Raw genomic sequence first — 13,383 nt, 5'->3', positions numbered from 1 at the left:
ATTACATGGCTTCCGCGAACTCCACCTCAAGCAAATCGACACCGATGCTCAAGCGAGCTGCCGCATCGGCGTACCTCGGCAGCGTCATCGAATACTATGACTTCTTCGTCTACTCGGTCTGCGCCGCCCTCGTATTCAAGGACGTGTTCTTCTCCAACCTCTCCCCTGCGGTCGGCACTCTCGCCAGTCTGGCCACATTCGCAACCGGCTATCTGGCCCGCCCCCTCGGAGGCATCGTCTTCGGCCACTTCGGGGACAAACTCGGCCGCAAACGCATGCTCGTGCTCAGCATGTTCACTATCGGAATCGCCTCAACTGCGATCGGCTTGCTGCCGACCTACGAACAGGCGGGACTCATCGGTCCCGTTCTCCTCATCCTCATCCGTGTCGTCCAGGGTGTTGCCATCGGCGGCGAATGGGGCGGAGCCATGCTCATGTCCGCCGAGCACTCAACGAAGAACCGCGGCTTCTGGGCCAGCTTCACCAGCGCCGGCGCTCCCACCGGGCAACTCGTCTCCGCGCTCGTCATCGCCGCAGTCCTGGCGCTCATGGGTCCCGAGGCCTTCATCGCCTGGGGCTGGCGTCTGCCGTTCCTCGCTTCGATCCTTCTGCTCGTCGTCGGCATCATCGTCCGCTCTGCAGTCGACGAATCTCCTGAGTTCCTCGCCGCGAAGACACGCGCGCCCTCACGGCGCATCCCGATTGTCGCTGCTCTGCGCGACCAACCCGTGACCCTGCTGTTCGCCGTCGGAGTTGGCTTGTCCGCGTTCATGTTCCAGGGCCTGCTTACAACCTATTCCGTGGCCTACGGCGTGCAGATCGGTGTCGAACAGCAGACGATACTCAACGCCTTGTCATTCTCCTCGTTCTTCGCGATCTTCGGGATCATAGGCTGGTCCCGACTGTCCGATACGATCGGTCGTCGGCCATTGGTCATCGCCGGTGCCGTGCTCATCGCTGTGTGGAGCTTTGTCCTCTTCCCGATGATCGAGACCAAGGACGGTCTCATCATCACCATCGGCATGATCATCGGCCAGGGCGTCATCCACCCGATGATCTATGGACCTTTGGCCGGTCTCTACTCCGAACTCTTCGACACCGAGCACCGCTACACCGGGGCATCACTCGGCTATCAGATCGCAGGTATCGGCGCAGGCATTTCACCCGTCCTGTTCGCCGCAATCATGAGCTCGGCCGATTCTCCCTCCACGGTCCCGCTATCGATCGTCATCACGGTCGTCGCCGCCATCAGCATCCTGTGCATCTGGAGGCTCGGCGAGACGAAATCCCGCAACCTGTCAGAACAGTACCCCGGCGAGACACCTACCAACTCCAAGAACGGCACTCCGCCTGCAGTAACGGAAGGACCAACCCTGTGACCTTCTCCCACCCCACTCTGACCCGACTCTCTGAAATCCAGGCCACCGATTACGGCAACAAGGTGGCAATCAGCTTCGACGGCATCCAACACACTTACGCCCAGATGCACGAACGCACCCTGACCTGTGCGGCAGAGCTGCACGCGCAGGGAGTACGTCGTGGTGATCGCGTCGCCTACCTCGGCCCCAACCATCCGGCCCTGATCGTCGTCCTGCTCGCCTGCCTCCGCCTCGGCGTGATCTTCGTCCCGCTCAATTGGCGACTTGCGCCTCCCGAACTCGACTACCAGCTCACACTCGCCGAAGTGTCTCTGTTGTACGTGGCGCCCGAATCGGCCAAGACCGCTGACGGTCTCAGTACCGACGTGGCCCAGGAGACGGTGCAGTGGCACGATACGCCCACCTCGCCGACGGGTCCCCTCGTGCCAGCGGCCGACGTCGACGGCGAGCAGCCAGCGTTTCTACTCTTCACCTCAGGGACGACCGGACGTCCCAAAGGTGCGGTCCTCTCACACGCCAATCTGATGTGGAATTCTTTCAATCTTCTCCTCAACACGGACCTCACTGTCGACGACGTCACCCTCGTCGTAGCTCCCCTCTTCCACGTCATCAGCCTCAACCAGCAGGTGATGACCAGCTACCTGCGCGGCGCGCACATGCTCGTCGAGTCGAGGTGGGACGTCAATCGAGCCCTCGATGCCATCGAATACGAAGGACTGACCTGGATGGCCGGAGTCACAACGATGTTCGCAGACATGTTGCAGTCGCCGAGGTGGGAGAGCGCTGACCTGTCGTCACTGCGATTCGTCAATTCGGGCGGTGCCCCGGTCCCGGTCTCCCTGATCCAGAGTTACCAGGCGAAGGACATCATGTTCTGCCAAGGTTACGGACTCACCGAGACTTCTCCTGGATGCACTTTCCTACCAGCTGCACACGCCCTCGACAAGGCCGGATCGGCTGGACGGGCAGTTCCCTTTACCGAAGTCGAAGTCCGCGACGTCGCCGGAAATGCCTGCTCCCCCGGTGTCAAGGGCGAAATCGTCGCCCGCGGCCCCAACGTCACCGATGGCTACTGGAACAACCCGAAAGCCACAGATCAGGCCTTCTCCCCTGGCGGTTGGTTTCATACAGGCGACATCGGCTACCTCGACGACGACGGATTCCTCTTCATCGTCGACCGCCTCAAGGACATGTTCATTTCCGGAGGTGAGAATGTCTATCCCGCCGAAGTGGAGTCTGCTCTCTTCGAGCATCCTGGTGTCAGCGAAGCAGCGGTCGTCGCCGCAGCCGATGAGAAGTGGGGAGAGGTCGGACACGCCTTCGTCGTCTCGGCCGGATCGGACGCCTTGCCAACACCGGATGAACTGAGCGACTTCCTTCTCGCTCGCCTCGCCAAATACAAGGTCCCCAAGTACTTCGACCTCGTCGATGAACTCCCACGCACCGGCTCGGGAAAGATTCACAAGGTCTCCCTGCGCACCGCTGATGCGCTCGGCGCACACTCGAATCCTCCGGCGACGACCACGACCGAGGACAAACCAGCACCAACCGCACCATCAAAGGACCATAAATGACCAACCTCCCCTCGTCCCACCTCACAGACGTCTCCGACCAGCCGAAGACGACCGACATCTCCGAGTCCCTTCGGTTCACCTCCGAGGACGACATCGGCATCCTCACACTCGATCGACCTGCCAAGCGCAACGCCCTCGACGATGCGACGGTTGCTGCTCTCGGCGAATTCTTCCGCACCCCACCTGAGGTCTCCGCCATCGTACTGACCACCGTCGGCGAGCATTTCTGCGCGGGGCTCGATCTCTCCGAGATGGCCGAGCGCGACGCGGTAGGCGGCCTCCGCCACTCACGTTCCTGGCACGCGACGATGAATGCGATCACCGAATCCGAGATCCCCGTAATCGCCGTCCTCCAGGGCGGAGTAATCGGCGGCGGCCTCGAACTCGCGACTGCGGCTCATCTGCGGGTGGCCGAGGAGTCCGCGTATTTCGCCCTGCCCGAGGGCAAACGCGGCCTCTTCGTCGGCGGAGGCGCCTCGGTACGGGTGCCCCGCCTCATCGGACTCAGCCGAGTCCAGGACATGATGCTCACCGGCCGCCGCTTCGACGCCGCTGAGGCCGAGAGCATCGGACTTGTCAACTACCGCGTCCCCTCCGGCGAAGGACAGGCGAAAGCCCTTGAACTCGCAGCCTCGATCGCTTCGAACTCCCGGGTGACGAACTATGCGATCACCCAGGCGCTTCCACGCATCGCCGAAGCCGGCCGCGACGAAGGCTACATGTTGGAGGCCCTCATGGCATCCGTCGCCCAGTCGAGTGCCGAGGCGAAAGAGCTCATGCGGGCATTTCTCGATGGCTCCGGGCCCAAAGTGAGGAAGTGAACATGTCGACGATCATTCGAGAAGTTCCCGCCGGCGCCATCGGAGACAGCAGAATCGGTGACTTCCTGTCCTGGGTCAACGAAAAACACGGAATGTCTCTCACCAGCTGGACCGAGCTCTACACCTGGTCGGTCACCGACGTCGAGGACTTCTGGGAATCTGTGTGGATCTATTTCGGTGTCACAAGCCACACTCCATATGATTCGGTGCTCGAAGCGCGCGTCATGCCCCATGCGAAATGGTTCACCGGTGCCACGCTCAACTATGCCGAGCACTCCCTTGGCGCCCCCGAACAGGCAGACGACCTCGCCGTCACCGCAGTCTCTCAGACCCGCGACGATTTCGCTCTGACCTTCAACGAGCTGCGCTCCGAGGTCGCCCGAGTCCGTTCCGGTCTCATCGCACTCGGGGTGACCAAGGGAGATCGTGTCGTGGGCTACCTGCCCAACCAGCCCGAAGCGCTCGTGGCGTTCCTTGCCGCTGCGAGCCTGGGCGCGATCTGGGCCAGCTGCGCCCCCGAATTCGGCACCCAGTCGGTCATCGACCGCTTCTCCCAGGTCGAACCCACCGTCCTCCTGGCAATCCCCGGCTACAGATACGGGGCCAAAGACGTTGAACGCACCGACGAACTCGCCGAGGTAGTCGCCGCCCTCCCGAGCCTGACCCACCTCGTATCCGTCGACTACGGATCCTTCAGTCTCGATTCGGAGCTGCGCGAGGCTTTCACGACAGGGGCTGGACTCGACCATCCGATCGACGTCGTCGACTACATGGACCTCGGAACCACCTCGGCGAGAGATGACGGGACGAATGCGGACGGCAGTGCTCCGGACACAGTACTCACCGAGCTCGAATTCGAACCGGTCCCCTTTGACCACCCTCTGTTCATCCTCTTCTCCTCCGGAACGACCGGGAAGCCGAAAGCCATCGTGCACAGCCACGGCGGCATCCTGATCGAGACGATGAAGAATCACGGCTTGCATTTCGACCTCGGCCCAGGCAGTCAGTTCTGCTGGTTCTCGACGACCGCCTGGATGATGTGGAACGCTCTGGTCGGCGGACTCGTCGTCGGATCATCTATCGTCATGATCGACGGCAACCCGAACTACCCGGATTCGAAGGAACTGTGGCGCATCGCCGCGAGTAGCCGCACCACGCTCATGGGCATGGCTCCCGGAGCGATCATGAGCGCGCGCAAGGACGGCTTTCGGCCTACGGAGGAATTCGATCTGTCCATGGTCGAACAGTTCGGCGCAGCCGGTTCCCCGCTGCCGGCCGAGGGCTTCGAATGGCTTGTCGAGCAGTTCGGACAGGATGTGTTGGTCAATGTGGGGTGCGGTGGCACCGATGTGTGCACCGGCATCCTCCAGGGCTCACCTCTGGCTCCCGTGTATTCCGGTGAGATGACCGCGCCTTCGCTCGGCTTTGCGGCCACAGCCTTCGACTCGGACGGTCAGGAGATCCTCGACGAGCTCGGAGAGCTCGTCATCACCCAGCCCGTTCCCTCGATGCCTGTGACTTTCTGGGGAGAAGACGGCGACGACCGATTCGAGAAGGCGTACTTCGAGAAGTTCCCAGGCGTTTGGCAGCACGGCGACTGGGTTCGGTTCTCCTCTGACGGCGGAGTCGTCGTCACAGGCCGATCTGACGCCACCCTCAACCGAGGCGGGGTGAGGCTGGGCACCGCAGACTTCTATTCCGTCCTCGACACCCTCGACGAGGTGGCCGATGCCCTGGTGATCCATCTCGAGGATCCCGATGGCGGCATGGGAGAGCTCGTGGTCTTCGTCCAAACCGAATCCGACGTGTCCTTCACCGATGATCTCTCGGCCCGAGTCAGCCATGAGCTCAAGACCCGACTCTCCCCACGGCACATTCCTGACGAGATCGTTCCCGTGGCGAAGGTCCCTCTCGGTCGGACGGGCAAAAAGCTCGAAGTCCCGGTCAAACGCATCGTCCAGGGTGCCGCACTCGACGAGGTCGCGAGTCCCGGTGCTCTGCAGGATCCGCTCTCGCTTGATGAGTACGTCGCTTTTGCCGAAGCGCGGGGGGAGAGGGAGTCAGCATGAGCGCTGGGAAGAACACGAGTCCGTTCAATGATGCGAGTGAAAGACTTGCAATCGCCGTCATCGGCACTGGAGTCATCGGGGCCGCCTGGGTCTCGGGCTTCCTCGCCGCCGGCCACAGCGTCACTGCCTTCGACCCGGCTGACGGAGCGGAGAAGCGGTTGCTCGAGCAGGTGAAGGCCAACCTGGAGGTGACCGCCGGAGTCAATGACTCGCAGCTCAATCGATTGGCCTTTGCGCCCACCCTTGCCGAGGCAGTTGCCGCAGCCGACTTCGTCCAGGAGAACGGTCCGGAGCGCCTCGAGGTCAAGCAGGCGATGCTTGCCGAGGTCGACGCCATGGCACCCGAGACGGCAATCATCGCCTCGTCGACGTCGGGATTCTCTCCGAGCGAGATTTCAACTGAAGCGACGAAGGCTCCGGGCCGCATCATTGTCGGACATCCTTTCAACCCGGCGCACCTCGTCCCTTTGGTGGAGGTGGTCCCCACCCCCGGGGCTTCCGTAGAGCTCGTCGATCGGGCGATGAAGATCTACCGGTCTATCGGGAAGAAGCCCATCCTGGTTCGAGCAGAGCTTCCCGGCCATGTGGTCAACCGCCTGCAGGCCGCGCTGTGGCAGGAGGCATACTCATTGGTCAATGAGGGTGTGGTCTCAGTGTCTGACATCGACACTGCGATCTCATATGGCCCCGGGCTTCGGTGGGCGATCCTCGGACCCTTGGCTCAGCAGTCGCTGTCGGGAGGCGCCGGCGGAATGCGTCACGTCCTCGACCATTTGGGACCGCCGCAGGAGGTGTGGATGCACGACCTCAAGCAGGTTCATCTCGACGAGGTTCTCAAGGAGAAGCTCATCGCCGGCGTCGACGACGAACTCGCGGGCAGGGACTCCACCGCCATCGCTCGACAACGTGACGAGATGCTCATCAGCCTGCTCGAACTGAAATCCCGCTACGAGGAGCTTCCCTAAGCTTCGTATCCATTGTTCAACCCATGACTAGGAATTATGACGATGATCTACCAGCCAGCCATCGACACCGAGACGATCACGGCCATCGACGTACACACCCACGTCGAAGCCGACGACCACCATCACACCTCGCTCGACCAGGAGCTCCTCGATGCTTCGGCGGGGTACTTTCGGGCGTCGGTTCCCCGCACCCCTACCGTTGCCGATCTCGCCGACTACTACCGTGAGCGGAAGATGGCGGCAGTGATCTTCACGGTCGACGCCACAACAGCGCTCGGCGGACATCCGCCAGTTTCATCAGAAATGATCGCCGGACAAGCCGCGGAGCACAACGACGTCCTCATCCCCTTCGGGTCCGTCGATCCCCGCAAGCCTGCAGAAGCGGTCGACCGCATCCGCGACCTTGCGACGAACTACGGAGTGAGGGGCATGAAGTTCCACCCCAGTCTGCAGGGATTCGACCCGAGCCACTCCGACTACTACCCGATCTACGAGGTGTGCGCCGAGCACGGACTCGTCGCGCTCTTCCATACGGGCCAGACCGGAATCGGCGCAGGATTGCCAGGAGGCCGCGGGATCAAGCTGAGGTACTCGGACCCGATGCTCCTCGACGACGTCGCTGCGGACTTTCCGGAGCTGACTATGATCCTCGCGCACCCGTCCGTACCCTGGGCGGATGCATCGATCTCGATCGCCACGCACAAGGCCAATGTCTTCATCGATCTCTCCGGATGGTCGCCGAAGTACTTCCCGCCGCAGCTGACCCGGGCCATCGGATCGATGCTCAAAGAGAAGGCTCTGTTCGGCTCCGACTTCCCTCTCATCACTCCCGAGAGGTGGATCAGCGACTTCGAGAAGCTGGACGTCAGGGAAGAAGCAGTGCCGCTGATCATGAAGGAAAATGCGCTGCGCGTACTGGGCCTGTGAGCGTATGATCGAGCTGGCGTCAGCCCGGACCGGCGCAATCGGTCGAAGAGCGTGTATTCACCCCTCGAGGTGCTCGGTCAGCTTCAGCCCGCGCTGTGCCCACGCGATCTCACTGCGGGCACGGTCAGCGAGTCCTTCGTAGGCGAATCGCTTATAGGTGATTGTCATCTCACGGTCCGTGTCGGCTGTGACGGCGAGTCGACGGTTGAGCATCGGTGATTCGAGCGCATCTATGTTGGCTATCTCGTCTTCGATGTACTCGAGCTCCCCTCTCCATACTTCGATGTGCTTGCGAAGGAAGGATATCCGCGCTTCGTGGTTCGCGGATTCGAGGTAGGCGGCTTTCAGATGAGCGGCGTCGCGTGTGCGCTGATACTTCAGCGGAGAATTCATCCAATCGATGAACGATGATTCCCCCGCATCGGTGACGTGGTAGACCCGACGCATGCCAGCGGTCCCACGCGCCTGCTCCTCGGGAAGGATGAGTCCTTCTTCGGCCATCTTGCGCAGTTCCGGATAGATCTGCGAGTCGGGGGCGTGCCAGACATGGCCTACAGACTGTGAGAACTGCTTGGCCAGGTCATAGCCCGACATCGGTTCGATCCGGAGAAGCGCGAGGATGGCACTTCGTAGACTCATCTCGTTGGTCCTGTTCTGTTTGTCTGAAGACGAGGAGGGTCCGGGCTGCACAGCCCGGACCCTCTCACATTACCGTTCTCAGGCTTTGTAGCCGGTACGCCATCCTCCCTGGTAGGTCTGGCGCGCAACAGTCGAGTACGGCACGGGGCTGACTACCGCGCGAACCTCGGTCTGCTCGTGAGGCTCGACGGATGCTTTCTTGGTTCCGCCACCCGGCTCGCCCCAGACGACCTTGAGTTCGGCACCCTCGGGAACGTCAGGATCGACGACGGCCAAGGAAAGCCCGCGACGCTCGTTCGCTGAGTAGCCTGTGAACATCGAGAAGCCGACCGTATTGCCATCGGCGTCGACGACCTTGTCGTAATTTGCCGAACCGTAGTTCGCCAGCGGAAGGTCGAAGTACTTGTAGTTCGGGCCGTCGACATTCAGAGGTGAGGAGAGCACCTTGCCGAGGTCGTCTGCATCCCACGCGAGAGTGACCTTTCTGCGCTGCGCGGCCGGATCCATCTTCTCCAGGGAGCTGCGGCCGATGAAATCGTGGTCGAACTTGATGAAAGATCCGTAGCCGAGCTCCCAAGGTGTCAGGTAGTAGTCCTCGATGTTTTCGGAGACGAACGAACCTGCAAGAGTGCCGGTCGCCTCGTAGCTGTCGGCTCCGAGCCATTCGCGGAATGTCCGTTCTTCCTCGCCGGTGTAGATGGCGGGCAGCGGAGAGGGAATCCATCCCGATTCGAGGGTGTTCGATGGGTAAGCGCGCGAACCGACCTGGAGCATGCCGAATTGACTGCCGGCCTCGACGATTGCGTCACGGATGACTTTGTGGTCATCATAAGGACCCCAAAGCTCTAGGCCAGGAGCACCCGCCATGCCGTGACGCAGTGTGCGCACCTGCTTGCCGGCGATGGTCATCGACGCCATGTTGAAGAAGCCGATCTTCTCCAGCGGACCGCCGTTGAGCTTCTCGATGATGTCCCATGCCTTGGGGCCTTGGATCTGGTAGCGGTAGTACCGACGGCTGACCGGATCACCGTAGGGGCGCGACGGCGAACGACGGTCGACCTCGATGTCGAGGTCCTTGTAGTCGCCCGTCTCCGCGTGGAACATCAGCCAGTTCGAAGCTGGCGCACGACCGACGTAGACATACTCGTTTTCAGCCTCGTGGAAGAGGATGCCGTCACCGATCACATGTCCCGACGCCGTAGTCGGCACGTACTGCTTTGCCTTGTTCACAGCGAACTTCGCAACCGAGTTGATTGCGGTGTCGGAAATCAGTTTGATGGCGTCCGAACCGCGCAGGAAGACATTGTCCATGTGGTGCGACTGGTCGTAGAGGACTGCCGTCTCTCGCCAAGCGCGCTGCTCCTTGATCCAGTTCGAGAAGTCCGCAGGCACAACAGGATAGATATAAGATCCGATCTGCGAGTTGCGGAGGAGTTCGACAGGATTGCTCTTGTCGAGAATCTGCTGGAGATTGTCAGTCATCGTCGATGAACCTCTCTTGTTGTCAGGGATGCTCCGCTCTGAAACATCCGGTCTTGTGTGATGCTGGTCGGGAGTTGATGCATTGATGCGGCCGACTTTGACGTGTAGGTGAAGCACTGGAGATAAGACGCCGGATCAGTCGAATACGATGGTTTGGTTACCATGCCGGATGACTCGGTCTTCGGCGTGCAATCGGACTGCCTTCGAGAGCACCGCCCGTTCCACGTAGGCTCCTCTCGCCTGCATGTCGCCGGCGGACATCTTGTGGTCGACTCGGGTGACGTCCTGCTCGATGATCGGACCTTCGTCGAGATCCCTCGTCACGTAATGGCTGGTCGCTCCGATGAGCTTCACGCCACGTTCCTTGGCTTTCCGGTATGGCCCTGCACCGATGAAGGCGGGTAGAAACGAATGGTGGATGTTGATCACTGGAACTTGGACGTCATCGAGGAATTTCTCGGACAGGATCTGCATGTACCGGGCGAGGACTACGAGATCGACGTTGCCGGCCAGCAGCTCGATGATGCGGGCTTCTGCTGCGGATTTGTCTGGCCCCTGTGAAGGTACGTGGAAGAACGGGATTCCGAACTGGCGCACTGCTTCCGCGACGTCTGTGTGGTTCGAGATCACCAGGGGAATCGATACTGGCAGTTCGCCGCGCTGGTGCCTCCACAGCAGTTCGAGCAGGCAGTGATCACTCTTCGAGGCGAGCACCGCCATGCGTTTGAGAACCTTCTGCTCCTCGAGGCGGAAACGCATTCCGAGGGGTTCGAGAGTTGACGCAATGTCAGCCCGGATATCTGGAAATGTGGCAGAGAGACCCTCCTTGCGGAAGACGACGCGCTGAAAGAAGTCTCCTCCTTCCGGATCGGTCGTGTACTGGTCGAGGGAGACGATGCTGCCGCTGTTCCGAGCAATGAGCGAAGTGACTGTCGACACCAGTCCCGATTGATCAGGGCCAGTGACGATCAGGGTTGCGCAGTCTTTGCGCTGTTCGGCGAGATCGGTCATTTCATCGCCACCTCACTTTCGGGCAGTGAACTTCTGCGTCCACTCGGCAGTGGCCAACAATCCACCGAAAGTGTAGAAATGTGTTTTCAGGGTCTCCGGTGATTCCGGTTCACCTGCCTGGTCAGTCAGGTCTCGGACGAATCTGTCTGGCCCGGCGGTGCCGACGAGATTCGTCAGTGAGAATCCGTATTTCTTCACGATGCCGGCGCTCGTGCCCACACCGAACCGTCGGGCATAGCCGAGAAGTCTTTTGATACCCGCCGGGCCTGGTGTGCCAATCCGGATCACCGATTCGATGCCACGGTCGCGAACCTCACTGACCCATTCACTGACTCGCTGCGCGTCGAATGCGAACTGGGTGAGAACGACCTGGTCCAGATTCTGCTCTGCCAACGCAGAGACCTTGGCACTCAGGTGATACCAGAGATCGTCGTCACTGATATCGGGATGGCCCTCGGGATAGCCGCCGACTCCCACTTCGGCGACCCCGTAGTCGTGCAGGATTCCGGTGCGAATGACCGACAGCGAATCTTCGTACGGCCCCTCCGGCGTCGCAGGATCGCCGCCGACGACGAAGACGTGTTTCGTCGCATCAACTTGCTGCAGTGCATCGAGAAATTCTCTGAGCTCCCGTTCGGACTTGAGCCGACGGGCGGAAATGTGAGGAACCGGAACGAAACCCAGATCAGCTACAGCTTTCGACGCTTCGACTCGCATCGGGAGGTCTTCATTGCCGAGGAAGGTGACATTGATCCGCGTCCCCGGCGGGATCGCATGTGCTGCTTCTCTGAGATTGGGAATGTCCTTTCCGGTCATCTCGAGTGAGAAGTCGTCCAGTAGGCCCGTTGCGGTAAGTGACGCCACGGTCAGATTCCTTTCGTAGACACTGCTTTGTGCTCTCCAGATGACTATATGCATAGGTACTTGCCTATGTCCATAGGTAAATTACCGGGCAAACGATTCTCGCTTGGTTCACACACAAATGGAGGCCCGTCGTCGCCGCTCGCCGTCGCATTCAGGCGAAGGGATGGCATTGCCTGCACAACAGGACGCTGATAATGTGCAGCACATCACCATTTACCTATCGGTATAGGTATGCCGCAGCGAGGCGGCCCGGCCGACACATCTGAATCGGAGAAATGCGTGGATCTACGAGAACGAATCAACACTTCCCATATGTCGTCCTATCAATGGCTGATCGTCGGCATCTGCACTTTCCTCAATGCACTAGACGGGTACGACGTCCTGGCTATCTCATTCACATCGAATGAGGTCAGCGATGAGTTCAGCCTGTCAGGGACCACGTTGGGACTTGTCATGAGCGCGGCGCTCCTCGGCATGGCGGTCGGCGCACTGGTTCTCGGGCCGGTAGCCGATCGGATCGGACGTAAGAACATGATGATGATTGCGCTCAGCGTCAATGCCGTCGGGCTGTTCTTCACCGCAACCTCGACATCGGCTGCCGAACTCGGCCTCTGGCGCGTCGTCACAGGATTGGGAATCGGCGGCATCCTGGTCAGCACCAATGTCATCTCGGCCGAATACGCATCACGCCGCCGTCGCGGACTGGCCATCAGCATCTACGCCGCCGGTTATGGAATCGGCGCTGCCGTCGGCGGCAGCGTGATGATCAGCCTCATCGGAGCATTCGGATGGCGGTCAGTCTTCGTCTTCGGCGGCAGTCTGACCGTAATGTCCTTGTTCCTTGTCATTTGGTTGATTCCAGAGTCCGCTTCGTACCTCTACAACCGGAAGCCGACCAACGCTCAGAAGCGCCTCGACGCCATCGCCGCGAAGCTCGGACACAATGAACCGGTCGACCTCTCTGCAGCAGAATCGGACACGGAATCCGGTGCAGGCACCGGCAAAGGCGTGAGCTCACTGCTCAACCGCCGCAATCGTCGAGTCACCCTCGTCGTCTGGGCTACCTTCTTCATCGTCATGTTCGGGTTCTACTTCGTCAACTCGTGGACTCCGCGCCTGATGAATGAGACAGGACTCAGCGAGTCACTGTCGATGGTCGTCACTGTGGGCCTGACGGTGGGCGGGGCCATCGGCTCTGTGACATTCGGACTCTTCACCTCGCGCTGGTCGACCCGTTCCGTCCTGATGAGCTTCTCTGTCCTGGCCGCGATATTCATGGCAGTCTTCGTCTTCACCGCTCAGTGGCTGGCGATCGTCATCATCTTCGGAGTGCTGGTCGGAATGTTCACCAACGGCTGCATCGCCGGTCTCTATGTCCTCACGCCACAGTCCTACTCAGCGTCGATGCGATCGACAGGGTCAGGCTGGGGAATCGGCATCGGACGCTTCGGCGCCATCATCGCCCCGACAGCCACCGGTGCCCTGCTCGACGGGGGCTGGAGCCCGCAGGCGATCTACGTGCTCGTCGGCGTCATCCTACTCCTGGCAGCGCTCGCACTGCTCGGCATGCGCGGCATCGATGTCGAAGCGAACCGAAAGCCGGAGCCTGTGACCAGCCCTGCCCTATAAGCAGGCCCTCTTCATCGGCACCC

The 13,383-nt window shown here is 60.8% G+C and carries 11 protein-coding genes; 7 read left to right on the top strand and 4 right to left on the bottom strand.

The window, feature by feature from the left end; genetic code table 11:
* The first annotated feature begins 5 nt into the window (after window positions 1–5).
* From BEP01S_RS06810 to BEP01S_RS06785, 6 genes are read left to right on the top strand one after another with little or no spacing between them, the layout of a single operon-like run.
* Complete coding sequence (locus tag BEP01S_RS06810; protein WP_062241683.1) at window positions 6–1,379, top strand: MFS transporter; 1,374 nt, start codon at window positions 6–8, stop codon at window positions 1,377–1,379.
* Window positions 1,376–2,953, top strand: coding sequence for an acyl-CoA synthetase (locus BEP01S_RS06805; RefSeq protein ID WP_218004330.1), 1,578 nt, complete (start codon window positions 1,376–1,378; stop codon window positions 2,951–2,953). The genes BEP01S_RS06810 and BEP01S_RS06805 overlap by 4 nt, the downstream gene beginning before the upstream one ends.
* A complete protein-coding gene (locus tag BEP01S_RS06800) occupies window positions 2,950–3,774 on the top strand; it encodes a crotonase/enoyl-CoA hydratase family protein (protein ID WP_083532597.1) in 825 nt (274 codons plus the stop codon). The genes BEP01S_RS06805 and BEP01S_RS06800 overlap by 4 nt, the downstream gene beginning before the upstream one ends.
* Before the next feature lie 2 nt (window positions 3,775–3,776).
* Window positions 3,777–5,843: an acetoacetate--CoA ligase gene (locus BEP01S_RS06795; RefSeq protein WP_062241681.1), complete on the top strand. Its 2,067-nt coding sequence runs from the start codon at window positions 3,777–3,779 to the stop codon at window positions 5,841–5,843.
* Window positions 5,840–6,808 (top strand): 3-hydroxyacyl-CoA dehydrogenase NAD-binding domain-containing protein, encoded by a 969-nt coding sequence (locus BEP01S_RS06790; protein WP_062241679.1) that lies wholly within the window; start codon window positions 5,840–5,842, stop codon window positions 6,806–6,808. Before BEP01S_RS06795 ends, BEP01S_RS06790 begins: the two co-directional genes overlap by 4 nt.
* 42 nt (window positions 6,809–6,850) lie before the next feature.
* Window positions 6,851–7,735 (top strand): amidohydrolase family protein, encoded by an 885-nt coding sequence (locus BEP01S_RS06785; protein ID WP_062241730.1) that lies wholly within the window; start codon window positions 6,851–6,853, stop codon window positions 7,733–7,735.
* A 57-nt stretch (window positions 7,736–7,792) separates the two neighbouring features.
* On the opposite strand, the gene BEP01S_RS06780 is transcribed toward BEP01S_RS06785, so the two are convergent.
* From BEP01S_RS06780 to BEP01S_RS06765, 4 genes are all read right to left on the bottom strand, one after another.
* Window positions 7,793–8,374, bottom strand: a complete 582-nt coding sequence (locus BEP01S_RS06780; protein ID WP_062241677.1) for a PadR family transcriptional regulator — start codon at window positions 8,372–8,374, stop codon at window positions 7,793–7,795.
* A 78-nt stretch (window positions 8,375–8,452) separates the two neighbouring features.
* On the bottom strand, window positions 8,453–9,856 hold the full coding sequence (gene ligM, locus BEP01S_RS06775) for a vanillate/3-O-methylgallate O-demethylase (protein ID WP_062241675.1): 1,404 nt from the start codon (window positions 9,854–9,856) through the stop codon (window positions 8,453–8,455).
* A gap of 135 nt (window positions 9,857–9,991) precedes the next feature.
* Window positions 9,992–10,867, bottom strand: a complete 876-nt coding sequence (purU, locus tag BEP01S_RS06770; RefSeq protein WP_062241673.1) for a formyltetrahydrofolate deformylase — start codon at window positions 10,865–10,867, stop codon at window positions 9,992–9,994.
* Window positions 10,868–10,879: 12 nt separating this feature from the next.
* On the bottom strand, window positions 10,880–11,785 hold the full coding sequence (locus tag BEP01S_RS06765) for a methylenetetrahydrofolate reductase (protein ID WP_157070531.1): 906 nt from the start codon (window positions 11,783–11,785) through the stop codon (window positions 10,880–10,882).
* 258 nt (window positions 11,786–12,043) lie between these two features.
* Here BEP01S_RS06765 and BEP01S_RS06760 point away from each other — a divergent pair, with 258 nt between their 5' ends.
* The gene (locus BEP01S_RS06760; protein WP_244882132.1) at window positions 12,044–13,360 is read left to right on the top strand and encodes an MFS transporter; all 1,317 of its coding nucleotides are present in this window, start codon (window positions 12,044–12,046) and stop codon (window positions 13,358–13,360) included.
* The last annotated feature ends 23 nt before the right edge of the window (window positions 13,361–13,383 follow it).

The organism is Brevibacterium epidermidis NBRC 14811 (assembly GCF_001570805.1).
In the GTDB taxonomy this organism is placed as follows: Bacteria; Actinomycetota; Actinomycetes; order Actinomycetales; family Brevibacteriaceae; genus Brevibacterium; species Brevibacterium epidermidis.
This window is presented reverse-complemented; position numbering and strand designations above follow the sequence as displayed.